We start from the raw sequence: 23,209 nt of genomic DNA on the forward strand, positions 1-23,209 counted from the left end.
TTAATTTTAATCCTTTTTTGATAGAATGAGTATTAATATGTGCCGTATATGTGTAGAGGTGGGGCGAAACACGTACAGGTGAGTAAAACACATCTATGTGGCAAGTGTGGAGTTTGAACAATTATTGAGCTTTATCATCCTAAAAGCCAGGCGTTATTTGATCATTGGTTGAGCCTTCCGCGCGAGGGTGTTTTACCGTTACGAAGCAGTTTTTTACCGGAAAAGGTGCCCCAGATACTCCCAAGTCTTATTATTTATGAAATGGTAGCTAAGGATTTTATTCGCTTTCGGCTTGCTGGAACGGCAGTGCGCGAACGGATGGGAGTTGACCCCACGGGGAAGAATTATCTGGATTATGTTGCAGAAGATCGCAAAGAAAAAGCAAGCCAGTCTTTTTTTTCTGTGGTTGATCAGCCCTGTGGAATGCGTGTTATTTCGAACCATGGTATGTCAACTGGCCGAAAAATGTTTCTGGAAGTCTTAATGATGCCACTGGAAAATGACATGAGTCCAAACCCCATTGTTTTGTGCCAAAGTAACGAAATAAAGCCAATAGAAGAAGAACAAATCTCTGATAATGCGCGGGTGGAAAATATAACTATCGTTCGGCGTGATTTCATTGATATTGGTGCCGGGATTTCTGATTTTAAGGATTGATAAGACAAGGCAGAACAAGGTCTTGTCGGACGATCCGGTTCATGATCCCAAGAAGACTGATAAGTGTTTATGTTTTACTGGTTTTTAAAGAGCCTAAAATAAATCCAGTCAGGTAACATTTTAAGCAGTTTCAAGAAATACGTGAATCTTTTTGGGAAGTGTATTTCAAAGGCATTTCCCCGAAGGCCAGCTGCTATGGCTTTGGCCGCGTCTTCCGTTTCTATGATCATTGGCATTTTGAACGGGTTTTTGTCTGTCATGGGCGTGCGGACAAAACCTGGGTTAATGACCTTTATATCTATGGCGGGGTTTTTGTTCTCTATCCGAAGGGTTTCGGCCATATTGATCATCGCGGCTTTTGTCGCGCTATAGGGTTGCCCGTTTGGCAAGCCCCTAAAACCCGCGACACTGGCGCAGAGGGCAATTTGTCCGGCTTTCTGTTTACGCAAAATTTTCAACACATGGTGACTGAACACAAAGGCACCCGTCAGGTTTATGTCAATCGTCTTGCGTAACTCGTCTAGTTCAATGTCTTCAAATTTTGTCGGGTTATAATAGCCCGCCATATAGATCGTGCTATCAATTCTGGGAAAGGACTGTTCTATTTTGTCAGAAGCCTCTTTAATGGAGGTCGGGTTGCTGACATCACAGGGGACAACAAGATGCTGTCCGCCCAAGGATTCGTTAATGTCGTTCAATTCGGGGCGGCGACGAGACGAGAGGGCAAGAATAGCCCCGGCGTCTGAAAGCTCGCGTGCTAGCGCCAGTCCTATGCCGCTACTGGCCCCTAAAATCCAGATATGTGCCCCTTTGAAGCTTTTAATCATCCGTCCTGCTTTTGCATGAAGAGCGTAAGTTCACCAACCGTAAATCCAAATTTTTTGAGATAGGACCGATTGATAAGAATGCCGTCATTCATACGAAACATCCAGTCATCAAAAGTGATTTTGTATGTTGTATCCCCAACGGGCAGGTCCATTTGATAGGCCCAGCGCATCGCGCTGCCCATAATCTCACCATCCGCTTTCCCCAAAATATCGGCGGCTGTACCTTCGTAAAGGCCTGAAGGCAAACGTTTAATGGTCCAGGTTCTTTCCTGTATTTCGCCGTCGTAATAAGAGAAGGTTTCTTCCAGCGTACCTGTGTCGCCGTCCCATGAACCGTTCATGAAGACATCAAAGCGCCTGACAACTTCGCCTTTACGGTTTTGAACTAATCCCCATGCCTTGATGGGGCCCGTAAAGTATTCCTGTAAATCCATTGTTGGTTCGGAATTTTCATAGTGTTTGAGTGAAGGGCCAGAACAACCGCTAAGCATCATGCTGCCCCCCAAAAGAAGAGTTATTACCAGAAGAATACGCATGATCGCCCCTTTGTTTTAATTTTTGAAGCCAAGTGAACAGTCCCAGCGCCGCACATACTTTGATGATGCAAGGGGCCAGAGCATAGGTGAAACTGAGGGCCAAAAGTGCCTCGTTATCATTTTGTGTTGCAGGTGAAAAGGATGTGATACCCAAGATCAGGAAGGCAATTCCGCTTCCCAAGGCGAGGGCTGTTTTGGACAGAAAAGCAAGAATGGCAAATAGAAAGGATGTATTCTTTGTTTTCTCTTGCGTGTCGATCAGTTCTGATAAAATGGCAGGGGGAAGGGATAATTCACCCCCAAGAGCAATACCGGAAAGAACGCAGATCACAGCAAATTGCCAGATATCATCGGGTTGCAAGAAAAATGCCCAGACAAAGGTTGTTGCGGCAAGTAGCATGGCCAGTGCCCAGGAAAGGAGTTTTGAGTATCGTTTGGCGATGGTTAGCCAAACGGACATGCCACAAGCACCGGACAGAAAATAAACCAGCAGAAAAGCACCGGTGTATTGTTCTGCGCCCAACAGGTCCCTTGTGAAGAAAACCATTAGAACGGCGGGAATTGCGGAAGCCAGTGTGCTGATAAAGTAAATCCCGAAGAACCATTTGTTGGATGGCAGCAGCAATTCGTTCAGCTTTATCGTGTCTTTGTTGTTTCTATTCCGCAGGTTTATCAGTGCGTCATACTTTTTGTTTTCTTTGTTCCAGGCCATAAAAATCATGAAGCCGAGAACGAGAAAGAGGATCAGCACATAGGAATATTCACTAAAGCTAATAATGCCGGGGAGCACCGAGGCAATAATCAGACCGACCAAACCAAAAGCTTCGCGCCAAGATGTAATACGGTTTTTTTGTGCGCCATCCTGGCTCCAGGTGCTGCCCAATGCATTTAGGTTGATAATCATCATGCTATAGGCCGTTGTCGCGAGAACCAGACTAATTGCCAACCCCGCTAATCCCAAACTTTCTTGTGGGTGAAACAGCAAAAAGAAGCCCAAAGCCATCAAAAGACTTGCGATGAATATGATCAGGGGGCGCTTGTCATTATAGAGGTCACAAAACACACCGATAAGGGGATCTTGAACAGCGTCAAAAATACGGACCAGAATAATGACAATACCAATGCCGGATAAAGACATACCCATTGTTGTCGCATAAAAATCAGGCACATGGATATAGAGTGGCAATCCGGCAAAAGCCAAGGGGATCGCCAAAAAGCTATATTGGAACAAGCTTTTTCTGGAAATGGCATTGTTGGTCATGATTGCCCCAGAAGTTTTGCGCGTAATTGCGGGGCACTGGTTTTTGTATTGAGCCAGATATCAAAAAAATAGCGTCCGAAATTGGGGTCGCTTATTCGACCGATTTCATTGTTTTTATGAAAGAAAATGCTTTCACCATTTTCCGCATAAATTCCGGTCAGGTTGGTACCTTCTTTGACATCAGGAAAGATGTTGAGCATCTGGTTGTGCCAGGCCGCAAGTTTGACTTCATCATCAAACCCGAGGTCGCGAATTTCTTCTGCGGACTTGTCGGCAATGTCCCGACCGTCGATGTCTCTAAGATAAGTCAAGCTCAGCGCAAAGGGGGCTTGGGCAGTCCATTGACCATTGGGGGCCAGCAGCACAGCGTCATAGACATCCCAGAACAGAATGGAAAGCCGCCCTTTGCCAACAGTCTGAGCAGAGGGAACATACTTGGCGACAAAATCATTTCCTGTGGCGGGGGAGGACATGGCAATATGGCTTGCAAGAACCAGAGACAAGGTCAAGCATATGGCAAGAGACAAGGGGCTTAACAGGAAGCGTGATGTAATATACCTTTTACGCATGGCGCAACTCTGCATGCATGACGCTGGTACGTCCTGTTGAAAAACCTGCGATACAGGCCGCAAGATAAAAGCGCCACAAGCGAATAAAGCTGTCGTCAAACCCTTGGGCCTTGATATTGTTTCGCTGGCTATCAAAGTGATGTAACCACTCTTCGAGTGTACGGGCATAATCTTGTCCAAAATGGAATTCTTCGTTGACGACGAGTCCTGATTTCGCTGCTTCTTGTCTAAATTTACTGGGGCTGGGCAGCATGCCGCCGGGGAAAATATAACTGCGGATAACATCCCCGCCGCGACGATACCTTTCAAAGCGGCTGTCGTCGATTGTGATGGTTTGGATCATTGCTTTGCCGTCTTTGTTCAGCAGTGATTTTACCTTGTCAAAATATGTGGACCAATAGCGTTCACCGACGGCCTCAAACATTTCAATAGAAACGATATGGTCAAACTTGCCCTGTTGATGTCTGTAATCTTCCAACGCAATTTGTGCACGTGATCCCAACCGGGACGTTGCATAGTGATGCTGTTCTTCGGACAGGGTAATGCCCTTGATGTCAAAGTCACCGTGATTAGCGGCTCTTTCGGCAAAGCCACCCCAGCCACACCCAATTTCCAAAAGAGAACCTGATTTTTGGTCGAGTTTGTTTAAAAGGCGATCATACTTATTGTTCTGCGCCTTCTCCAAATCGTCTGTTTTATTCAGGTACAATCCGGAAGAATAAGTCATGGTGGGGTCAAGCCAGAGTTTATAAAACTCATTGCCGAGATCATAATGGGCATGAATATTTCTTTTGCTGCCCTGCAGGGTGTTCAGGCGAAATAGATAGGTCAGTCGAGAGAATGTTTGAAAAATGCGGCTGCCAAAAACAAAGCGTCTGAATGCCTGATCGTTCTGTAATCCCAATGCAATTAGATTAGGGAGGTTATTTGTTTCCCAATAGCCTTGACGGTAATCTTCGGCAAAACCCACATCACCACGGGCGGCCAGGTTTGTGACCACGCGCCAGTCATGCATTTCCATCTTGGCCTTGATACCAGGTTGTTTGCCTTCGAAAATACGAACCTGACCATCAGGCGTGGTTAAGGCAAGAGAACCATATTGAAGACTATCAAGACTTTTAAACAGTTGCGATGAAGCTTTTAGTCCAAACATTTTTTATCAGGCCTCGTTGAGTTTTATTATTTGTTTGTGGGTCTAGAGAACAAATTATTTTCTGTGATGTTTTCAGAATACGAGGATCAAAATAACCCCTGTATTACGTGGACATTAACTTTTGGTAAGGTTACGGGAGTTTTTGGCAAGGTTGTGGGTGACACTAAATTTGTCTGACTTTTGTTTAGGTTTCGTCAGGTGTTTTATACCTTTAGATATCAACTTCAGTGCTTGCCAATGGATAAGATAAACGGCCTTGAAAGTAACCAGCGGATGTTTCCAGAATGCAGCATTTATAGCAGCTTTTGTGAGGGGCGATAGTTTGCCAGCCAAGGACGTGACCAGTGTCTTTTCGCCATTGGAATTGAAGAGATCGATGCAGACGGCAAAGTGATTTTTTTTGACGTTAAAGCGAAATTCGTAATGACCTTCGCGTTCGATGAAAGGCGAAACATGAAACAGCTTTTCTGTTTGTAGCGTGTCGTTTGCTTCGATGGGGCGGCCATCTTCGTGTTTGCACAGATAGCAGTGTGTTTCGCCAAAGGTGTTATTGACCTCGCAGATAACGGCGCGAAGCTTTTCATTCCGATCAAGGCAAAGCCAGAAACTGACGGGATTGAAAACGTACCCAAGAACACGGGGCATGGCGACAAGGATGATTTCGCCATCAGCCTGTGTTACGCCAAAACGTTCAAGCAGTTCTTTGGCCCATGAAATCAGGCAGCTGCCATCCTTATTCCCGTGATCTTTTTGATAAAAGCTGACTAGTCCTTTTTTGTTGATGGGAAATTCAAGATCTGAAACCTTGGTTGGTGTCGGTTCAGAAAGTTGAGGCGCAGAAAACCGGGAAAGCGGCAGGCAGTAGTAGTAAATGCCATAGGTGAAACTGTTCACCTTTGGGGACAGGCGTTTGTGAAAAACTTTTGCATTCAGAAGTTTTGGAAAAAGCTTTGATCGAACTTCGGGCGCTATTCCCATGGAATTGATACTCCAATCCTTTGCGCTACCCTGACGGCGCTTGCCAGGCCGTCTTCGTGAAATCCATATTGTTGATAAGCCCCACAGAACCAAAGGTTGTTTTGACCCTGAATAGTATCGATCTGATCCTGTGCGTCGACAGCTTCTTTTGTGAAGACGGGATGCTCGAACTCATTCATATCATAAATCAGGTGACCGGCAGGGCGTCGGCCGGGGTTAAGCGTTATAATAACAGGGGTATCGTGATCAATATCCTGAAGGTTGTTCATCCAGTAGCTGAGGGAGACGCTTTCGTTTTGGTCGTCCTGTTGTTCTGACAGGTAAACCCAGCTTGCCCACGATCCCTTTTTGCGGGGCATAAAGCTGGTATCACCATGAACGACAACCGTATTTTTTTGATAGGTGAAATTTCCAAGAATGCGTTCTTCGGCTTGTGTCGGAGTGTCGAGCATTTTCAAGGCTTGATCCGCATGACAGGCGAAAACAATCTGATCATAGGTTTCAGTGTTGTCCTTGTCGTCCAGTACTTCGACCTTCCCATTCTTTCTTTTGACAGAAACTACACCGCGATTCAGTTTTATATGATCCTGAAAGCTTGCGCTTATGCGCTGCACATATTCCCGACTTCCCCCCTTTACCGTATACCACTGCGGATGTTGATTTACACTTAAGAGGCCGTGATTATCAAAGAAGCGAATAAAGGTACGTGCAGGGAATTTAAGAATGGTATCGACCGAGCAGCTCCAGATGGCCGCGCCCATGGCCTGTAGGTAATAGCGTTTGAACCAGTCCCCGAGATTGAGATCATTCAGACACTGTTCCAGTGACGCATTTTTGTTGTTTTCCAGATAGGGCAGGGCTTTTTTGTTAAAGTTCAGAATATCCCATATCATTTTCCAGTATCTGGGGCGCAACAGGTTTCGCTTTTGGGCGAACATTCCTTTGCTGCCGTATTCCAACCAACCGTTCTGTATGCTGGCACCAAACGACATATCGCTTTTGATCGTGGGCACGTTCAAGTGCTTGAACATACGGGTCAGATGGTAATAATTACGATGGTTGAAAACGATGAACCCTGTATCTACAGGTGTTCGTGTCCCTTTGGGAGAGATGTCGATCGTACGGCTATGTCCCCCCAGATAATTCCCTTTTTCATAAACAGTGATGTCATGATGGGGATGCAACAAATAAGCTGCCCCCAAACCAGAAATGCCTGAGCCAATGATTGCTATTTTCATGTGATTACAATCGGCGATCCCGTCTTACCTCTTTCTGTCCTGAACATTACAAAATGGTAATGAAAGAAATGAGTTTGTCTTTCTTTGTTGTTGTATTCCCTAAATTGCCCTTAATCCGCCTCTTAAATTACCTGGAATTGTCCGGGAATTGTCTGATAATCTTATGAAAAATGGATGGTCAGGCGAAGACCTTTTTCTCCATTTTCTGCTGATATATGTCCGTTATGTAAATCGGTGACTGCCCCGACGAGGCTAAGGCCTAATCCACTACCGGGGGTATGTCTGCTGCTTTCGGCGCGATAGAAACGGTCGAATATTTTGTCCAGATCAGACGAGGGAACACCTGGGCCATTATCTTCAATGACAAAGATGATTTCTGTTCCTTGTTTATTAAGGGTGAGGTTGATCCAGCCCTTTGCCGGGGTAAATTTAACGGCGTTATCCATCAGATTGCCAAAAGCCTGAAACAGCAAATTCCTGTCCCCCTGAAGAGCAACAGTTTCGAAATCCTGTTTCAGGGTAATGGATTTTTCTTCCATAAGGGGTTCATAGAGTTCGACGACATCCTGTAATAATTCCGTTAGTTCAAGAGGTTCGAACGCAGAGTGTTGTTTGCCAGATTCAATGCGTGATATCCGCAGAAGAGCGTTAAAGGTTCGCTGCATCTGATCGGTTTCATTGACCAGTTTATCAACTATTTCATAGGCTTGTGGGTTTTGAGTAATATGATCTTGAGAGCGCAGGTCTTCCAGATTGTGATGCAGTCGGGTTAATGGGGTGCGCAGGTCGTGAGCAATGTTATCCGATACCTGTCTGATCCCCCGCATCAACAGCTGGATACGATCCAACAGGTCATTGATAATGCCAGCCATATAGCTAAGGTCATCCCAACGTGATGTCAGTTCAATGCGTTGGGAAAGGTCACCAGTTTCGATAATCTGCTTTGCCGTTACAGCAATACGGTTAGTGTTCGATACCACAAAGCGACTGATCAGATAGCTGGTAATGATAACAAGAACCATGAAGCCGATACTTAGAAAGCTCAGCCATTGCATCAGCTTGTAATCACTTGTCACCGACGTGATATCAATGCCGATTAATAAGCGGTTTTTATTGGGATAGGTATATATCTTCGCGGCGTAATCTTTTTCTGTGTCGAAAGATCTAGAGCCAGAAGATTGTGTGCCAGAAGAGTTTGATCCAGTGGCTGGTTTTGTCGAAAATGTCAGGGTTCCCTCAGCCAGAATTGAAACGGTTTCCGGTAATTTTTCCAGATTACCAACAATCTTTTTTTCATCTGATGAAAGTAACAGGAAAACCCGATCCGGCCTGTCTAATGCGCGGGCTATGCGGGCGGGGTCTTGCCATTGAGACACATAACTCAGTTCGGTATCAATGATTGCTTCTGTGCGTTGGACAAAGTGCCCACGGCTAAAATAGTAACTAAAATAACCGAGTATGATAACAGCCGTTCCGCACAGAAGTAGAAACAGAATAGCCATTTGAAAGCTAGAGCTTCGGGCGTAAGATCTATGGGTTGTCTTCGATGATATATCCGGCACCACGTATCGTCTTTATCAGTGAAACATCAAAATCTTTATCGACCTTACCTCTAAGGCGGCTGATATGCACGTCGATCACATTTGTTTGCGGATCAAAATGGTAATCCCACACGTTTTCCAGCAGCATGGTCCGGGTCACAACCTGTCCCTTGTGCTTCAACAGGTATTCCAACAGTCTAAATTCGCGTGATTGCAACTCTATGGCTTGTCCGCCGCGTCTGACTTTGCGCGACAGCAGATCAACCTCAAGGTCCTGTGCCGTTAGTTGTGTTTCCTGTTGGCTTCCTTGTGACCCATTGCGTTTGGCAAGAACTTCTATTCGGGCAAGAAGTTCGGCAAAGGCAAAGGGTTTGACCAGATAGTCATCACCGCCGGATCGAAGCCCTTTGACACGGTCATCGACCTCACCCAAGGCGCTCAGGATTAAAACAGGGGTATGATTGTCACTACCACGCAGCGTTCTGATGATTGTCAGGCCATCCAGTTCTGGCAGCATGCGGTCAACGATAATGACGTCGTAATTTTCGGTTGTCGCCAGAAATAACCCGTCTTTGCCATTATCCGCCGTATCCAGATTGTGCCCCTCTTGCTTGAGGCCATTACTGATATAGCTCAGGACTTCCTGATCATCTTCTACGTAAAGAATGCGCATAGAGAGGGGCGACTACCTGTTTGTTCTTAAAAAGATTATTTCAGGAACTATAACACACCCTATTTCATTGGATCAGACTTTATTTTTCTTTTTCCAATAATACGATGCCTAGACATTAAGCCCCGGGTAATTAAACTTTGGGCTTTGTATTTTTTTCCGAGATCAAGGTGGTCCAGCCTTCTTGATCCAGTTCCTTTATCTCTTTAAAGGGCCAGACCAACTGGGCGGGGAAACTTGCTGGCATTTCTTCGGTGATGCCAATTCTGGCCGGGGGGCGACGATCGGGGTTGATCCATGTACGAAAAATCATATCCCAAATCATCAGGTTTTCACCGTAGTTACGGTTGCCTTCGACGATCTTTTTACTGTGGTGCCAACGGTGAAGACCGGGGGTATTGAAGACCATGGAAAGCAGGCCAAACCGCATGTCCACGTTACAATGTGTCAGCATGCCGATATAGGCGGTTATGGCCGATAGCCATGTGATTGCTTCGAGTGGGGCACCCAAAGCGAGGGGAATGCTGATGCCCAGCACAATGGACAGCAAGGAATCAATAAAGTGGAAACGTCCGGTGTTAACAATCCACAGTCTGGTGACGGAATGGTGGATGGCATGGAATTTCCAAAGCGGCTTCCATTCATGGGAAATTCTGTGCGCCCAATAGAGACCGAATTCAGCCGCAATCAACGTCATGATTACCTGAATTGCCAGCGGCCAGTCCCGGGGCCAGATACCATAACCTTCGCCCTGTAAGGGGGTAATGTAGGCAGTTATACCAATGACGCCACTAAAGGTCACCAAGCCTTGGACAAGGCCTTTGCTGGTCAGGGTATGGGCAATGTTGGCAAAGGTCTGGCCGTCGTTTTCCAACCACGTCTTTTCGAACGGCATTTTGCGCTCCAGGAGAAATAGCGCGATAGCCAAGCCAAGATAGGTCAGGTTGAAAACAATCACAGGGCGATCAATGGCAAAGCCATAGGCCGTGGTACAGATACAAAGAGTAAGTAGCACGGGCCAAGCTGTACTTGCTAAAATTTTTCTCCCGAAGCCTTCATTGGCTACCGCATTGTCAAACGCCATTTGTCCCCACCGCTTTGTTCTAACCTTAATTTAGCCCTGTATATATCAAGAAGCCTATATATCAAGAAGCGTATATCTCAAGTAGCTTAAATCCACAATTGCAGTAATGGTACTCTAAAATAGAAAAGAATATAAATAGGTGCATTTTTTTATGGCGGGGGATTGTTTTTGGCTCTATCGCAACCGATGGCAACCTTATTCTGGAATCTGGTTGTTTGTTACACATTGTGACGTAAGGAATCGGAGTGAAGATGGCTTGTAAATATCGAGAAGAGAAAGGGGGAGCATCTTTAAAAAGCCGAGTGTAAAAAATACGCCATTTTTATGCTAATTACGACGTCGAACAGGGCGGCGGCAGAAAACTTTTTTGTAAAAAGAAGCGTGGGAAAATATGGCAATATTGTCATAAACTTTACTTGCGACACACATTTATCTTAAAAGCGACAAGGACCTTGTAAATAAGGGCTTTTCGGGGTGGTTCCATGCTCAAAATGCATAGCCAGAATGAATAAATTTCAATTGTCGATTTGATCAACTGCGCGTACCTAGGAATCAGTAAAAACAACTTGGCTGACGGGATTTGCGGGACCGGGCCTATTGATTAGGATTAAGACGATGGCACATGTGTCAGTAAATGTTGCACAACCCGTTTCCTTCTTCAAAGAAGGCATTGTTGCTCTTGTTAAAACCGCTGTTTCAGACGCGATTGTTGCTTACAAAGCAAAACGTCGGGAACGCCGTGTTGCCAAGATCCTGAATGATCTGGACCCACGCCTTGTACGTGACATCATTCCCCAGTAAGGAATGCTGTAAGTAATATGGTGAGAGCAGTGTTGTTAGAACACGTTCTATAAACTATATGAATACGCGGACGCTTATCCAAAAGGACAGGCGTAACGAAAACCCCCGGCTTAAAAGCGCGGGGGTTTTTCGTTGTCTGTAGGGGGGGATGAGAAAATTAATGCTTACAATTTCTGCCCCGAACAGATCAGGAGTTCGCAGGGGGTTTCAAAGCCGTCGCTGGTTTCGTATTGGCGCATGGCTTCGGTGATCTTCTGCCAAATTCTTTCCTGTGTTTCTGTGTCTTGTCCAACTAGCATTCTTTGATGGGAAACAGCGACGTCACGGCGCCATTGAATAAAGTCTTCGGTTGATTTGAACCGCAGGGGCGCCTCTATGATTTCCTGTTCGATATTGATAAATCCGGCTTGTGAAAAGAGATCTGCAAAAAGGTCTGGTGTGCCCAAGGCAAAGGGGCCGGGTTGGTGTGCTTGTGCAGCGGGGGATGTACTTGATGGTGCCTCTTTTGTTTGTGTTTTTGGCAAGCTCAATTGATCGCGGATGATTTCTGGTGATTGGGTAAAGAAGGGTGTTTTATCGGGGGTGGTATAAACAATGGCGGCAAAAGACCCCGCAGGCTTCAGGACGCGATAAATTTCCTGTAATCCCTTGAGCGGATCGGGCAGAAACATCATGCCTAAACGAGAGATTGCGGCGTCAAAACTGTTATCTTTTAAGCTGAGGTTTTCGGCGTCCATGACCTCTGCGGTCAGATTTTTGACCCCCTGTGTCTGCGCAATGCTCTGCGCAAGTTTGACAAAGGCCGGGGAAAGGTCGGTGGCAAGAACTGTTCCTGTTTCGCCGACACGCTCTGCGGCCATAATCGATTGACTGCCATCACCTGCGGTAATATCCAGTACGTGGTTGCCTGTCTCTATACCCGCCTGATCCAGCATGATGTCTGTGGCGACGCTGACGAAAGCATTTATCACGGGGATCCATTTATGCCAGGCGGCGGCCGCCTGATCCCATTCCTCTATTTCAATCTGTTTATATGCTGCGTTCGTAAGGTCATTTGTTTGTGTCATGAAAGCGTTCTCTGGAATGAAATGATGTGGTCGGTGAAATAAAATAAGCAGTGAGCCGGGCTGTGAAATCACTCGTAAATAATTGGTGTCAATAGCTTAGCTATCATCCTTTTTTCCAAAAGCATAGCCAAGTGCCCCGGCAATAATCGTTGCGGCCTCACCTTCTAAGGCATCGTTGAGCGCAAGGATCGCAACGATCGGCAGTGCAATGCTCAACACCGTATAGCGGATAAACTGCCAACCAATTCCCCGGATTTCACCGTCTTTGCCACCTTTGCGATTAAGGTGCCCGAGCCAGAGAACCATGGGGATGGAAAGTGCGAGAATAACGGTTGTTATGGTAACAAGTAGCTCGTTCATGGTATCCACCTTGTCGTCTGCTTAGGGTTTGCAATTGATGTCACAGGCTATAAATTACATCTTTTGATTGTAGAGCGACCAGATTGCTTGGGTCTAGGATAAAAAGAAGAGTTATGTTTCGATCACTTCCGATTTACGCTTTGGCGTTCATTACAGCTTTGTTCTTCTTTCCCAATTTGAGCCATGCCCAGAGTTTTCAAAGGCAATCCAAGCATTGCAACAATCCAGATGCCTCGGTGGAGTTACGGCTAGAGGCGTGTAGCTGGCTTATTCAGTCAGGTGAATTACCGGACAAGGGGTATGGGATTGTCTATCGCCTGCGGGGGATGGCCCATATAGACGCTGGTAATTATGAATCTGCTGTGAAAGATTTGACCGAGGCAATTTCCTATGACCCCAATCGCGCGTCCAATTATCTGGAACGGGCTTATGCCCATAGCTTTCGCGATTATAAAGGCTTGGCCATGGACGATTATAATCAGGCCATTGCCATCGATCCATATAATGCCGAAGCCTATTATTATCGTGCAGGCCTTTTTACCGACAGAAAGCTGATTGATCTGGCCATTCTGGATTATAGAGCGGCGGTTCGTCTTGATCCCAATGATTCCTATGCGTTGAATTCTCTGGCGTGGCTTCTCGCGATCAATCCGGACAAGACCGAACGGCAAGGGGCGGAGGCCATTACCTTTGCCAAAAGAGCACTGGATATCAATCCCGATGATTTTGAAGTCTGGGATACGCTGGCGGCGGCCTATGTGGAAGATGGGCAGGATGACGAAGCTTTTGATGCCTATTTGAAAGCCCAGAACATTGGTGGACAAGACCGTATTGAAATGGATCAAGTCTGGCTAAAGGAAAAGGGGTATTATCATGGCAATACAAATGGCGTTAGAAACGAGGCAAGCATAAGTGCGTTGAAAGAATGTATTGCGTCAGGTTGTCAGTTACATAGTGAACTTTGGTAGGGGCTTTTGATTTGTATTGTGTTTCGCACTGATGTGTCAGTGATCTGAACCTACGATATTAAGGCTGATCAAGTCTTCCCGCTGCCCTGACCTGTAACCATTGTTCGTTTGTACCACAAAAAAGGAAGCCATCGAGTAAACCAAAACAGGCAAGGCGGGCATCATTAATGCTAAAGGTTGAACGATTTATACACATTTGAAGCCATAATCCATCAACCAGCGCAGCGAGTGCCAATGCGACGAGGCTGGGGTCAACTTCATCCTGATTTCCTTCGTTCAGGGCGACATCGCTTATGACGTCGACAAGCTGTTGGTGGTATCCGGAACACAGGGATTTAGCGTTCGATTGCATCATGGGATCCAGACGCAATTCGCTCCAGAATGCCAGCATCACGGAAAGGGTTGTTTCTTCCTGCATCGTACCGTTAAAGCAGGTGTTCACAAAAACTTTAAGTTTGTTTCGTGGGTCGTCTTTTTCGTCTTGGTTTTCAGCACTGTGATCGTCTAACGCAGATTTTAATTCTGTACTGAATTTATCGATGAGTTGGGCATAGGCTTGTAAGATAAGATCGCTTTTCCCCGAAAAATAATGCCGTAAAAGGCCGGGCGAAACGTCTGCTTTGCTACAAATTTGTCTGACACTTGTTGCTGCATATCCGTGTTCGGCAATGCATTTGACTGTGGCATCAATCAGTCTTTGGCGACGAAAGTCAGCTTCCAGTCTGCGAAATTTAGGTGTCGAAGCGGCGGCGTTTTGCATAGATAACCTTGTTTCGTCCAAGCCCAGAGTACGTAGAGTTAAATACAGCGTTTTTCATGCCACTTCGTTCTTCAGGGTACTTCGTTTCATGAATGCAATCGGTTTTATAATGACTCGCTATTATAAAAATTCAAAATAGTAATGTTTCTATACATCAGGTGCGTAATAATTTTACCTTGTTGATGAGGTGAAATTAGAGTCAAAAATTGACTCAAAAGTTGACGATGCATTTTATTTTATGGGTGATTTTGCCTGATGAGAAATAGTTTTACAACTGTAAAATAAGCCTTGCTCATTTCTGTTCGGTGCCTTACCGTTTTGTTTCGTTGTTGTGTCATTTTAACTTTCATCATTTTGTCTGGCAGCCAACCAGAGCTGCAAATTTGCTCAGGGAGGAGCACGTCATGAAGTCTTCATTCTCTCACGTTGAAAAAAAATCTACGGGTAAGGGGAAAATCAAATCAGTTGTTAGCTTGGCTTTGGCTGGTTTTGTGTCTTTATCGGGTTTAGCACAGGCGGGTGAGGTGCTGGATAAGGTCATGTCAGAGGGCAAGATGACCGTGGCAACCAATTCGGAATATCCGCCTGCGTCTTATCTGAATGCAGACGGCGTTTTTGAAGGTTATGACGTTGATGTTGCAAAAGAACTCGCCAAACGTATGGGCGTTGATGTTGAGTTTATTAACCCGGCCTGGGAAGCAATAACATCTGGAAAATGGGGCGGACGCTGGGATGTGGCAATTGGTTCTATGACGCCGACCCCGGCCCGCGCAGAAGTTCTGGACTTCCCGGCTGTATATTATTTCACGCCTTCGGCTTTTTATGTGCACAAGGATTCATCCGCTCAAACACTTGCTGATCTAAATGACAAACGTATTGGTGCCAGTGGCGGTTCAACATATGAAGCTTACTTGACCCATACACTGGAACTTGACCAGGCCTACTCTCCACCAGTGACTTTTTCTGTGACGCCAAGTGATATTAGAACTTATGAAACAGATACCAATGCCATGGACGATCTTCGTATTGGGGATGGTAAACGTCTTGATGCAGGTATTTCGTCTGTGCCAAATATTCTCGAAGCCATCAAGGCGAACTATCCGATCCGTCAACTGGGTGATCCGGTTTTTTATGAGCCACTGGCAGTGGCACTCGCCAAAGGCGACCCGGAAATGACGGAAAAGACGGCGGAAATTATCGAAGAAATGCGTGCGGATGGCACCTTGGTTGAACTGTCTGTTAAATGGTTCGGTGAAGATTTGGTAAGTACGACCCATAATTAAATGTTCCGAATACTTTTCTGAATCATATGTTCTGGGCCATCAATGATACTTTGTTGCTGGTGGCCCATTGGACTTTTCTCGGAAACACTTTTAGGAAACATTCTTTCATCACGAAATGAAAAAGCGCTGGTATGATTAATACATTGGTATCTGTTCTGGAATATCCCGCAGTTCGCCGGTTCCTGTTGTTTTTATTTTTTCTATCAGCGCTTTTGTTTTTCGATCTTTCTTTTCAAATCGCTGTGGGGATTGCCATTGGGTTGACACTCAACGTCGTTCTCGTGGCTTTGTTGCCCTTTCGCACACAGGTTCTGATTTTCTTTTCAGAACTTTTGTGTCTTTTTCTAGCTTTTTTCTATTCTTTTGATCTGTCTTTCAGTTTTATCATCGAACGGCTGCCGTTGCTGATTTTGACTGGTCTGGGGTATACTCTTCTTATTACCTCTGTCTCTATTATCTGCGCGAGCATATTGGCAATGCTTGGGGCGCTGGCTCGATTGTCAAAAAATGGTCCAGCCTATTCCCTATCGACATTCTATGTTTCCTTTTTCCGGGGAACACCTTTGTTGCTACAGGTTTATCTTATTTATCTCGGCCTGCCACAAATGGGCATCACCCTTGATGCTATTCCATCGGGTATAATTGCTTTGTCCCTTTGTTATGGGGCTTATATGACAGAAATTTTCCGGTCGGGCATTCAGTCTGTTGGGGAAGGGCAAGCCGAAGCTGCGACAGCACTTGGCCTTAAAAAATGGCAGGTAATGTACAAGGTAATCCTGCCTCAGGCTATTCGGATCATTGTTCCGCCCACCGGGAATAACTTTATTTCCATGCTCAAAGACAGCTCGCTGGTATCTGCCATGGGGGTGATGGAGCTGATGTATTTGGCGCGGACTTTGGGGCGGTCAGAGTTCAAGCACTTTGAAATGCTGATCACAGCTGCCTTGATCTATTGGTTTGTCAGCTTCTTGTTCGAATTACTTCAGGCGCGGATCGAAAAATATTATGGCCGGTATAGCAAGACGTAATTATTACGGCTGATTATTGGAATTTTCAGTGGGAGAGAACTGCGGGTGGTCCAATTTTTTACTTGGAAGCATATGGGCAGATAGTCTTCAACGTGCCGTAAATGAAATGCATCTTGTGTACAAATGCAGTGGTGAGTGCCTGATTAATAATATCGAAGCAGTTTGCTGCTCGTACCCGAAATGGGCAAAGGACGGCTCTGTCGTTTAGTCTTTTATAAGATAAGCTTCTCTTACTTATCAAAGGCGACGTAGGCAATGGTTTCGGTGATTGTGTCGTTGCGTTCCATGGGGATGATAACAGCATTAAAGCTCTGGTGTTCTTTGTCTAGCCAGTGAATACTCGTATTTAGATAAGCGGGTTTTAAACTGGTCATGACGTCATTATGAGCGGTCCAGAACACATTCTCTGTTTCTTTGAATTCGCCACGCAGAATGTACTTTCCGGTTAAATCCATACCATAAACGCTGGATAATTTTGATCCCCAGAAACTATAAAGAAAATCGTTTTTATCTTCGTGGTAACGATTGAGGATCAATGTTGGCCAATAGCTGATAAAAGGGCGGCTTTGGATCAGATCAATGGTCATGTGCCCTTTTCCCCGTGCTTCATCACAAAGTTCGAGAAAACCTTTGATGGCATTGTGGTTGATGCTTATTTCCAGATCCCGGCCGATTTCAAGCACTTTTTGTTTTGTCCAATTGCGCTGTTAAGGTTTCCCAAAGGCTTATGGTTGTCTTTGGGGTAACGTATCATTCGCGCACTTTGTGCATAATGGCACGTCGTTGTTTTCTGTATTTAAGGTATGACCCGCATTCTGCCTTATTTTTCTGTTTATAGTCAAAAGGAGAGAGATAAGGAAAGGTAAAAAACGACTAGTCGCCATGAATTTGGGTTAGTTCTAGTTTTATTAATTTGTCGTTGTAAACGAAGGTTATTTATTTTCTGGGCGTTGTCTTTCAAAAGAACGTCATTAAAGTTTAAACAAATAAAGTATTCGGTTAACAGGTTTTTAAATCTCTATGTCGTAAAAGATATGGGCTTGATTACGTGGATGTTATAGCATTGTCCAATGTTTGGGGGCTTACCGGATGTCAGGGATCTGTTCCTACGCCGGGGGTATTGTCCGATTAAAGAGCACCAGTAAATGACCAAAAAATAAGAAGTCTGGATGTAAGACGTCTTTTAAGTTTGATATTCAGGAAACACAAATTTGTGAACATAGTCTCTACAAGGGAATTGTCGAATTTCTTTGGAGTAGAAGGGAAATAGAATGCACCGGGGGCTAAAACGTCGTTCGAGAACCATGACCGGTATTCTGGCAGGCCTAATATTGACCTTTGCAGCATCAGCACAGGCGGAAGAGAGTTGCGGAGAGCTTACTGTCGGCTGGATTGATTGGCCACCCTACCAGATGGTTGGGGAAAATAACGACAGCAGCCAACCTGTCGGTGTTGATATACAGGCCGCAAAAAAATACTTGGGCGCGTTAGGATGTGACCTGACATTTGTCTCTAAACCTTGGGCGCGTTTGTTGAAGTCAATGGAAGAGGGACAACTGGATGTTTTGCTTGGTATGTCCAAGACAGAAGAACGAAGCAAATACGCAACGTTCAGTGCGCCCTATCGCAATGAAACCGTATGGTTGTTTATGCGGGCAAATCAGCATGACTTTGACCATTTTACCGGGCTACAAGATATTATAGGTACCGAATTCAGGTTGGGTGTATCTCGCAACGCATATTATGGCGAAGAGTACCTGAATCTTATGGAAGACCCAAAGTTTAAAAGCAGGGTTTTTCAGGCCATTGGCGGTGAAAATTTCCAAATGCTGATCAGTGATCGTGTGGATGGGTTCTTGGTCGACAAGGAAACGGGCAAAGCCCGGATCAAGGCAAAAGGTTTGGGTGGAAAAATTGTTCCCCATAATAATGTTAAGGTTGATCTGGGACCAGTCCATATCATGCTTGGGAAGAACAGTATCTCACCGGGGGTCATGGATAAACTGAATACGATTATTAAAAAGAATGTGGCTATCCCCCAAAGTTAAATAACCTTGAGGCCAAAGAAAATTACGTGTGGTAATCTTTTAGGTGTAAATTTTCAGATCCCTTTAATCTTTCTGGTTCATTCTTGTTTTAAGTTCAAGTAGACCTGCAAATAAAGGAAACATAGATCAGATGAAAAAGTATGAACTTGTTCTGGAACATAGCCGCGAAGATCTAAACGAAAAAGTGACTTCATTACTGAATGAAGGCTGGGACGTTTGTGGCAATCTGGTTATCAATAGAGACGACGAAGGTTTTCCTTATTTCTACCAGCCAATGATCAAACGAGATTGAGGAAATACGGGGCAACTTATGAATAGATTTGCTGCCCGTTTATTTTTCACGAACTGCTTTTGGTCCTAAGAAGATTCCTGATAAAGAGCATCTATTTTATCGTGTGTTCATCCCTGACAGACGTTCCTTTGCTATCAGGCTTTCTTGTATAAAACGTGTGAGTATAGTTGCCACAGGTTCTATGGCATTAGCAAAACAAGCACTTTGCCCGTAATCAAGTAATCCCTGATCTGTATTGCCAGATGCATAGGCCGCTTTCGAAAGCTTTCCGTTAAGCAGATGTGCGTAATCTTCGTAATTTTCCTTGCCTTCATTTTCCAGCGCGAGGATAGCCTGTGCCGTTTGGTTATCCAGAACACGGTGATGGTTCTTTAATGTGCTTTGTACCACGATACTGTCCAGCCCGGTGCCTTCGATGACGCGCTGTTTATAATCCTTGTGGGCTTGAAGTTCACTGGAAACCAGCATGCGGGTTCCCATCAGAATACCGTCACACCCCATGGCAAGAGCCGCTGTTAACTGGCTGCCATGTCCAATGCCGCCGCCGAGAATAACGGGGATAGACAGCTTTTGGGGGGCGTCAGCGGCTTGAACCATGGACCCAACCATCATATAGCCGGGGTGACCGCCGCATTCCGCCCCAACCAGACTGACTGCATCAACCCCTGCGCGTTCAGCCGAAAGCGCAAAACGGACGGCAGGAACTTTGTGAATAACTTTGATGCCAGCTTCTTTCATCAGGGGGATGATCGGGCTGGGGTTGCCGCCCGCGGTTTCTACCACTGCAATCTTTTCGTCCTGTACCACAGTCAGCAATTTTTCCAGTCGATCATTGGCATCTTGTCGGGGAGAGATATAAAGATTTATCCCAAAAGATTTGCCCTCTGACAGGTCCCGGCATTTCTGGATTTCATCCCGTAGCTGTTGTGGGTCAGGGAACGTCAGAGCAGAAATAAACCCCATCGCCCCGGCATTGACCACAGCCGCAACATAGTTCGCATCGGCCAAATGCATCAAGCCACCACAGAGAATGGGATGTTCTATGCCAAGTAAGTCGGTTAAACGGGTTCCTATCTTTGGGCGTGCGTTAGATTGGGGGACCATTAATGATATCCTCTGGTCTTTGATGCTTTTTAATCCTGTGCATACTTAAAATCTATTTGATTTAGCGGACGGGTCAGTTGCTTCTTACACCGAATTTGCAACGATTTACGACAGCATTTGAATTTAAAAAACGAAGATAGGTTCCTTCTGTCATAGGGTAAAGACAATGTTGTAAATACAAAGAGGAGAGGAAACGGTTGTTTCCTCTCCTCTTTTATAATCCGTAAGTACCTTGTTAAGTACTGGGTATAGGTACTTTATAAGTACTTACCCCTTAGGGCGCACGCCTTCGAAGAAGACAAGGATTTCGACTTCTTGTGCGCTTGGGCCCATGTCCATCATGCCGTAATCACCTACGGGAATAACCAATGAACCTTCAAAGCCTTGACGTACGTAGCCCCACGGGTCATCGCCGCCGCCAATCCAGTTTACATCCATGGTGATCGGTTTGGTAATGCCCTTGATGGTTAGATCACCGCTCAGGACCGCTGTTTTCTCGCTAACGGGTTTTAGGCCAGTGCTGACAAAGGTTGCGGTCGGGAAGTTGGAAACGTCCAGAAAATCAGCACTGCGCAGGTGTTTGTCACGCTCTGCATGATTGGAATCAAGGCTTGCGGTGTCAACGTTAATAGAAATGGAAGAAGCTTCGGGTTTGTTGGCGTCAAATTCGAACTGGCCATCAAATTTGTTAAAACGAGCAAGGATCCATGAATAGCCAAGGTGGCTGATTTTAAACTGGATTGATGCGTGGGCACCCTGAGTATCTAGTTGATAGGTTTCGGCCTGTGCCGGGGATGTCAGGGGCGCTGCTAAACTACCAAGAGCGCCAAAAGCTAAAAGAGAACCGATAAAGGCAAATTTTGCAGATTTCAGTGTTGATTTATACATCTGTATTATTCCTGTTTTAGAAGGTTGAATTCAAGGTGTTGTTGTGCTGGCACCCAAAAGCATGCGCTTTAGCGTGCGGTCTTTGTTTATGAAATGATGTTTAAGGGCGGCTGCGGCGTGTAAAACAACAAACCCGGCCAGTGACCATGCAATGATTTCGTGAATTAACCCGGCGGTATCTTCCAGCCCTTTGTTGGCTGGAAAAAGTGCGGGAACTTCGATCGTATCAAAGACAAAAATCGATCGGCCATCGGCTGTGGAGATCAGGTAACCGGAAATAAACAAGGCGAAAGGCAGGGCATAGAGTATGAAGTGCACTAGGGATGCTGCCTTGTGTTGCAGATTCTGATGCGGTGTCGTCGGGTCTGAAATTGGCAGGGGAGCCACGCTGATTAATCGCCAAATCAGCCGAATAACCATAAGAACAGCGACCAGAAGTCCTATGGATTTGTGCAGGCTTGGAAAGGTTTTATAAGCCGGGTCATAGTAGCTCAATTCGACCATATAGAGCCCCAATCCAAATAGGACGGTTGCCGCCAGGGCAATAGTCCAGTGGAAAAAGCGGGCTATCCAGCCATAATTTTCAAAGGTGTTGAGCATCTTTTTGGTTTCTCAAGTTTCAGTATTTCTGTTTGTTTTAGGCACTAAGTCAGCTTCACTTTTACGAAGAACAGTGAAACATGACGTCGTCTCTGCTTGAAATATCGGATGAAACATGATTTAAAAAAGTATAAATATTAGATTGAATTGATATGTAATTTAGATCGAGATGTGTGATGACCTTAGATCAGTTGCGTGCGCTCATTGGTGTTGTTGACCACGGAGGTTTTCGAGCTGCTTCCGAAGCCCTACACAAAAGTCAGTCTGCGGTCTCTATCGCGATTAAAAATTTGGAAGACGAGCTGAAGGTTGCGATCTTTGAGCGGGACGGCTATCGCCCGACGTTGACGGATCATGGTAAAATACTTGTTCAAAAGGCCCGTACTGTTCTCTCACAGGCAAGGGATATGAGCGATCTGGCCCAGCACTATGCGCAAGGTGTTGAGGCAGAGCTTCGCATCGTGGTGTCAGAGGTATTTGATATCCAGCAGGTTCTTGGCGCGTTTCGTATTATCCGTGATAAGTACCCGGCAACACGCTTGACATTGTTTGTCGAAAATTTCACGGCCCCGCTAGAAATTCTAGAAGACAAGGAAGCAGATATTGCAATGGTGGCGGGTGGCGAAATGTTCGATAAAATTGAAATGACGCGCTATGAAAAACTATGCCCCGTGAGTTTAATCCCCGTGGTATCCGGGTGTTCAGTGGGGCAAAAGGATGCATCAGAATTAACCAGGGAAGATATGGATGGGGCAACCCAGGTTGTTGTAACTGATCGTAGTCGGAACAGGGACGAGCGGAAATATGGCGTTTTGGAAACCAGCGTGCCGTGGCGAGTGAATGATTTTCTGACGAAGAAGCAGATTATCATGTCCGGTTTGGGGTGGGGCCGCGTTCCTTTGCATATGATTAGTGACGAGTTAGCTTCTGGGGATCTTGTGGCGTTGACGTCTTCTGATTTTGGTCCTGTGGAAATAGAAACTTATATTTCGCGCACGACCAATCATCCCTTTGGTCCCGTGGCAGAATCCTTTTGGAATCTGATTGTGCAACAAGACATCACCCCTGTTTAAGAGAAAGATCATACATATTGCTGTATGTTTTAGGTTAACGTTAGTTGTTATTTATCTTTTTTTCTATATGCTCAGACCCAACATTTTATAAGTCTCGCAGATGACAGGTTACCAATTTCTTGGCGAACCTGTTTTGTCGAAATTCAGAACAGGGGTTCTACATATGACTGAAGGTTTTACAACTACAGGCAACAAAACCGTTTCAGGTGAAGAGGGTCAAGACCTTCTTGTTGGTCAAGCAGCTTCTACAATTGAGATTACAGCACCAGCCGGTGGTGAAACCAAGACTGTTTCTTTGGAGCGTGGTCAAACAGCAACCCTGAACTTTGATGCAACGGCAGCAACTCCGGTACTGGAAGGCAATGACTTTGTTCTGACCTTTGACAGTAACGGTGACGGTAGCGCCGATAGTCGTATCGTTTT

The 23,209-nt window shown here is 45.5% G+C and carries 26 protein-coding genes; 9 read left to right on the forward strand and 17 right to left on the reverse strand.

Annotated features, from left to right (window positions below; genetic code table 11):
• The first annotated feature begins 123 nt into the window (after positions 1-123).
• A complete protein-coding gene (locus tag ACN0W5_RS18040) occupies positions 124-657 on the forward strand; it encodes a PAS domain-containing protein (RefSeq protein ID WP_417455499.1) in 534 nt (177 codons plus the stop codon).
• Between the two features lie 74 nt (positions 658-731).
• Here ACN0W5_RS18040 and ACN0W5_RS18045 read toward each other — a convergent pair whose 3' ends face one another.
• The 10 genes from ACN0W5_RS18045 to ACN0W5_RS18090 form a co-directional block, all read right to left on the reverse strand.
• The gene (locus tag ACN0W5_RS18045) at positions 732-1,484 is read right to left on the reverse strand and encodes an SDR family NAD(P)-dependent oxidoreductase (protein WP_417455475.1); all 753 of its coding nucleotides are present in this window, start codon (positions 1,482-1,484) and stop codon (positions 732-734) included.
• Positions 1,481-1,978: a DUF3833 domain-containing protein gene (locus ACN0W5_RS18050; RefSeq protein ID WP_417433626.1), complete on the reverse strand. Its 498-nt coding sequence runs from the start codon at positions 1,976-1,978 to the stop codon at positions 1,481-1,483. The genes ACN0W5_RS18045 and ACN0W5_RS18050 overlap by 4 nt, the downstream gene beginning before the upstream one ends.
• Positions 1,968-3,281 carry an MFS transporter gene (locus tag ACN0W5_RS18055; RefSeq protein WP_417455476.1) on the reverse strand — a complete coding sequence of 438 codons (1,314 nt, stop codon included), beginning with the start codon at positions 3,279-3,281 and terminating at the stop codon, positions 1,968-1,970. The genes ACN0W5_RS18050 and ACN0W5_RS18055 overlap by 11 nt, the downstream gene beginning before the upstream one ends.
• The gene (locus ACN0W5_RS18060) at positions 3,278-3,850 is read right to left on the reverse strand and encodes a chalcone isomerase family protein (protein WP_417455477.1); all 573 of its coding nucleotides are present in this window, start codon (positions 3,848-3,850) and stop codon (positions 3,278-3,280) included. The genes ACN0W5_RS18055 and ACN0W5_RS18060 overlap by 4 nt, the downstream gene beginning before the upstream one ends.
• Complete coding sequence (locus ACN0W5_RS18065) at positions 3,843-5,003, reverse strand: class I SAM-dependent methyltransferase (RefSeq protein ID WP_417455478.1); 1,161 nt, start codon at positions 5,001-5,003, stop codon at positions 3,843-3,845. Before ACN0W5_RS18065 ends, ACN0W5_RS18060 begins: the two co-directional genes overlap by 8 nt.
• Positions 5,004-5,117: 114 nt before the next feature.
• Entirely contained in the window at positions 5,118-5,981 is an 864-nt protein-coding gene (locus ACN0W5_RS18070) for a DUF1365 domain-containing protein (RefSeq protein ID WP_417455479.1), read from the reverse strand.
• Positions 5,972-7,219 (reverse strand): NAD(P)/FAD-dependent oxidoreductase, encoded by a 1,248-nt coding sequence (locus ACN0W5_RS18075; RefSeq protein WP_417455480.1) that lies wholly within the window; start codon positions 7,217-7,219, stop codon positions 5,972-5,974. The genes ACN0W5_RS18070 and ACN0W5_RS18075 overlap by 10 nt, the downstream gene beginning before the upstream one ends.
• Positions 7,220-7,380: 161 nt before the next feature.
• Positions 7,381-8,721 carry a sensor histidine kinase gene (locus ACN0W5_RS18080; protein WP_417455481.1) on the reverse strand — a complete coding sequence of 447 codons (1,341 nt, stop codon included), beginning with the start codon at positions 8,719-8,721 and terminating at the stop codon, positions 7,381-7,383.
• 28 nt (positions 8,722-8,749) lie between these two features.
• Positions 8,750-9,433: a winged helix-turn-helix domain-containing protein gene (locus tag ACN0W5_RS18085; RefSeq protein ID WP_417455482.1), complete on the reverse strand. Its 684-nt coding sequence runs from the start codon at positions 9,431-9,433 to the stop codon at positions 8,750-8,752.
• 130 nt (positions 9,434-9,563) lie between these two features.
• Positions 9,564-10,514 carry a sterol desaturase family protein gene (locus ACN0W5_RS18090; RefSeq protein WP_417455483.1) on the reverse strand — a complete coding sequence of 317 codons (951 nt, stop codon included), beginning with the start codon at positions 10,512-10,514 and terminating at the stop codon, positions 9,564-9,566.
• Positions 10,515-11,129: 615 nt separating this feature from the next.
• Here ACN0W5_RS18090 and ACN0W5_RS18095 point away from each other — a divergent pair.
• Positions 11,130-11,315, forward strand: a complete 186-nt coding sequence (locus tag ACN0W5_RS18095; protein WP_299375948.1) for a hypothetical protein — start codon at positions 11,130-11,132, stop codon at positions 11,313-11,315.
• A gap of 164 nt (positions 11,316-11,479) precedes the next feature.
• Here ACN0W5_RS18095 and ACN0W5_RS18100 read toward each other — a convergent pair whose 3' ends face one another.
• Together ACN0W5_RS18100 and ACN0W5_RS18105 are read right to left on the reverse strand one after the other, a co-directional pair.
• A complete protein-coding gene (locus ACN0W5_RS18100; RefSeq protein ID WP_417455484.1) occupies positions 11,480-12,382 on the reverse strand; it encodes a class I SAM-dependent methyltransferase in 903 nt (300 codons plus the stop codon).
• A gap of 96 nt (positions 12,383-12,478) precedes the next feature.
• Positions 12,479-12,742: a hypothetical protein gene (locus tag ACN0W5_RS18105; RefSeq protein WP_417455485.1), complete on the reverse strand. Its 264-nt coding sequence runs from the start codon at positions 12,740-12,742 to the stop codon at positions 12,479-12,481.
• A gap of 113 nt (positions 12,743-12,855) precedes the next feature.
• Between ACN0W5_RS18105 and ACN0W5_RS18110 the strand changes: the two genes are divergently transcribed.
• Positions 12,856-13,710: a tetratricopeptide repeat protein gene (locus ACN0W5_RS18110; RefSeq protein WP_417455486.1), complete on the forward strand. Its 855-nt coding sequence runs from the start codon at positions 12,856-12,858 to the stop codon at positions 13,708-13,710.
• A gap of 58 nt (positions 13,711-13,768) precedes the next feature.
• On the opposite strand, the gene ACN0W5_RS18115 is transcribed toward ACN0W5_RS18110, so the two are convergent.
• Positions 13,769-14,470 carry a TetR/AcrR family transcriptional regulator gene (locus tag ACN0W5_RS18115; protein WP_417455487.1) on the reverse strand — a complete coding sequence of 234 codons (702 nt, stop codon included), beginning with the start codon at positions 14,468-14,470 and terminating at the stop codon, positions 13,769-13,771.
• Between the two features lie 404 nt (positions 14,471-14,874).
• On the opposite strand from ACN0W5_RS18115, the gene ACN0W5_RS18120 reads away from it, so the two are divergent.
• Both ACN0W5_RS18120 and ACN0W5_RS18125 read left to right on the forward strand, forming a co-directional pair.
• Positions 14,875-15,753, forward strand: a complete 879-nt coding sequence (locus tag ACN0W5_RS18120; protein ID WP_417455488.1) for a transporter substrate-binding domain-containing protein — start codon at positions 14,875-14,877, stop codon at positions 15,751-15,753.
• Positions 15,754-15,884: 131 nt separating this feature from the next.
• On the forward strand, positions 15,885-16,781 hold the full coding sequence (locus ACN0W5_RS18125) for an amino acid ABC transporter permease (protein ID WP_417455489.1): 897 nt from the start codon (positions 15,885-15,887) through the stop codon (positions 16,779-16,781).
• A 230-nt stretch (positions 16,782-17,011) separates the two neighbouring features.
• On the opposite strand, the gene ACN0W5_RS18130 is transcribed toward ACN0W5_RS18125, so the two are convergent.
• Entirely contained in the window at positions 17,012-17,464 is a 453-nt protein-coding gene (locus tag ACN0W5_RS18130) for a hypothetical protein (protein ID WP_417455490.1), read from the reverse strand.
• 588 nt (positions 17,465-18,052) lie between these two features.
• Here ACN0W5_RS18130 and ACN0W5_RS18135 point away from each other — a divergent pair.
• Together ACN0W5_RS18135 and ACN0W5_RS18140 are read left to right on the forward strand one after the other, a co-directional pair.
• The gene (locus ACN0W5_RS18135) at positions 18,053-18,829 is read left to right on the forward strand and encodes a substrate-binding periplasmic protein (RefSeq protein WP_417455491.1); all 777 of its coding nucleotides are present in this window, start codon (positions 18,053-18,055) and stop codon (positions 18,827-18,829) included.
• A gap of 130 nt (positions 18,830-18,959) precedes the next feature.
• Complete coding sequence (locus ACN0W5_RS18140; protein WP_417455492.1) at positions 18,960-19,121, forward strand: DUF1737 domain-containing protein; 162 nt, start codon at positions 18,960-18,962, stop codon at positions 19,119-19,121.
• 96 nt (positions 19,122-19,217) lie between these two features.
• Here ACN0W5_RS18140 and ACN0W5_RS18145 read toward each other — a convergent pair whose 3' ends face one another.
• The 3 genes from ACN0W5_RS18145 to ACN0W5_RS18155 form a co-directional block, all read right to left on the reverse strand.
• Positions 19,218-20,225, reverse strand: coding sequence for an NAD(P)H-dependent flavin oxidoreductase (locus tag ACN0W5_RS18145; RefSeq protein WP_417455493.1), 1,008 nt, complete (start codon positions 20,223-20,225; stop codon positions 19,218-19,220).
• 267 nt (positions 20,226-20,492) lie between these two features.
• Positions 20,493-21,113 carry a YceI family protein gene (locus ACN0W5_RS18150; RefSeq protein ID WP_417455494.1) on the reverse strand — a complete coding sequence of 207 codons (621 nt, stop codon included), beginning with the start codon at positions 21,111-21,113 and terminating at the stop codon, positions 20,493-20,495.
• Between the two features lie 30 nt (positions 21,114-21,143).
• Positions 21,144-21,713: a cytochrome b gene (locus ACN0W5_RS18155; protein ID WP_417455495.1), complete on the reverse strand. Its 570-nt coding sequence runs from the start codon at positions 21,711-21,713 to the stop codon at positions 21,144-21,146.
• A gap of 176 nt (positions 21,714-21,889) precedes the next feature.
• Here ACN0W5_RS18155 and ACN0W5_RS18160 point away from each other — a divergent pair, with 176 nt between their 5' ends.
• Complete coding sequence (locus tag ACN0W5_RS18160; protein WP_417455496.1) at positions 21,890-22,786, forward strand: LysR family transcriptional regulator; 897 nt, start codon at positions 21,890-21,892, stop codon at positions 22,784-22,786.
• A gap of 163 nt (positions 22,787-22,949) precedes the next feature.
• Positions 22,950-23,209: hypothetical protein (locus ACN0W5_RS18165; protein WP_417455497.1), on the forward strand; the 260-nt coding region annotated here is incomplete at its 3' end.

This window comes from Kiloniella sp., assembly GCF_048270245.1.
Classification (GTDB): domain Bacteria; phylum Pseudomonadota; class Alphaproteobacteria; order Kiloniellales; family Kiloniellaceae; genus Kiloniella.

What these genes read in the sequence shown, in the direction of transcription:
- ACN0W5_RS18090 (WP_417455483.1), bottom strand. Translation starts at nt 10,514, where the DNA reads ATGGCGTTTGACAATGCGGTAGCCAATGAAGGCTTCGGGAGAAAAATT.
- ACN0W5_RS18135 (WP_417455491.1), top strand. Translation starts at nt 18,053, where the DNA reads ATGCACCGGGGGCTAAAACGTCGTTCGAGAACCATGACCGGTATTCTG.
- ACN0W5_RS18140 (WP_417455492.1), top strand. Translation starts at nt 18,960, where the DNA reads ATGAAAAAGTATGAACTTGTTCTGGAACATAGCCGCGAAGATCTAAAC.
- ACN0W5_RS18150 (WP_417455494.1), bottom strand. Translation starts at nt 21,113, where the DNA reads ATGTATAAATCAACACTGAAATCTGCAAAATTTGCCTTTATCGGTTCT.
- ACN0W5_RS18105 (WP_417455485.1), bottom strand. Translation starts at nt 12,742, where the DNA reads ATGAACGAGCTACTTGTTACCATAACAACCGTTATTCTCGCACTTTCC.
- ACN0W5_RS18085 (WP_417455482.1), bottom strand. Translation starts at nt 9,433, where the DNA reads ATGCGCATTCTTTACGTAGAAGATGATCAGGAAGTCCTGAGCTATATC.
- ACN0W5_RS18155 (WP_417455495.1), bottom strand. Translation starts at nt 21,713, where the DNA reads ATGCTCAACACCTTTGAAAATTATGGCTGGATAGCCCGCTTTTTCCAC.
- ACN0W5_RS18080 (WP_417455481.1), bottom strand. Translation starts at nt 8,721, where the DNA reads ATGGCTATTCTGTTTCTACTTCTGTGCGGAACGGCTGTTATCATACTC.
- ACN0W5_RS18070 (WP_417455479.1), bottom strand. Translation starts at nt 5,981, where the DNA reads ATGGGAATAGCGCCCGAAGTTCGATCAAAGCTTTTTCCAAAACTTCTG.
- ACN0W5_RS18125 (WP_417455489.1), top strand. Translation starts at nt 15,885, where the DNA reads ATGATTAATACATTGGTATCTGTTCTGGAATATCCCGCAGTTCGCCGG.
- ACN0W5_RS18160 (WP_417455496.1), top strand. Translation starts at nt 21,890, where the DNA reads ATGACCTTAGATCAGTTGCGTGCGCTCATTGGTGTTGTTGACCACGGA.
- ACN0W5_RS18075 (WP_417455480.1), bottom strand. Translation starts at nt 7,219, where the DNA reads ATGAAAATAGCAATCATTGGCTCAGGCATTTCTGGTTTGGGGGCAGCT.
- ACN0W5_RS18055 (WP_417455476.1), bottom strand. Translation starts at nt 3,281, where the DNA reads ATGACCAACAATGCCATTTCCAGAAAAAGCTTGTTCCAATATAGCTTT.
- ACN0W5_RS18145 (WP_417455493.1), bottom strand. Translation starts at nt 20,225, where the DNA reads ATGGTCCCCCAATCTAACGCACGCCCAAAGATAGGAACCCGTTTAACC.
- ACN0W5_RS18120 (WP_417455488.1), top strand. Translation starts at nt 14,875, where the DNA reads ATGAAGTCTTCATTCTCTCACGTTGAAAAAAAATCTACGGGTAAGGGG.
- ACN0W5_RS18110 (WP_417455486.1), top strand. Translation starts at nt 12,856, where the DNA reads ATGTTTCGATCACTTCCGATTTACGCTTTGGCGTTCATTACAGCTTTG.
- ACN0W5_RS18095 (WP_299375948.1), top strand. Translation starts at nt 11,130, where the DNA reads ATGGCACATGTGTCAGTAAATGTTGCACAACCCGTTTCCTTCTTCAAA.
- ACN0W5_RS18115 (WP_417455487.1), bottom strand. Translation starts at nt 14,470, where the DNA reads ATGCAAAACGCCGCCGCTTCGACACCTAAATTTCGCAGACTGGAAGCT.
- ACN0W5_RS18100 (WP_417455484.1), bottom strand. Translation starts at nt 12,382, where the DNA reads ATGACACAAACAAATGACCTTACGAACGCAGCATATAAACAGATTGAA.
- ACN0W5_RS18045 (WP_417455475.1), bottom strand. Translation starts at nt 1,484, where the DNA reads ATGATTAAAAGCTTCAAAGGGGCACATATCTGGATTTTAGGGGCCAGT.
- ACN0W5_RS18060 (WP_417455477.1), bottom strand. Translation starts at nt 3,850, where the DNA reads ATGCGTAAAAGGTATATTACATCACGCTTCCTGTTAAGCCCCTTGTCT.
- ACN0W5_RS18050 (WP_417433626.1), bottom strand. Translation starts at nt 1,978, where the DNA reads ATGATGCTTAGCGGTTGTTCTGGCCCTTCACTCAAACACTATGAAAAT.
- ACN0W5_RS18065 (WP_417455478.1), bottom strand. Translation starts at nt 5,003, where the DNA reads ATGTTTGGACTAAAAGCTTCATCGCAACTGTTTAAAAGTCTTGATAGT.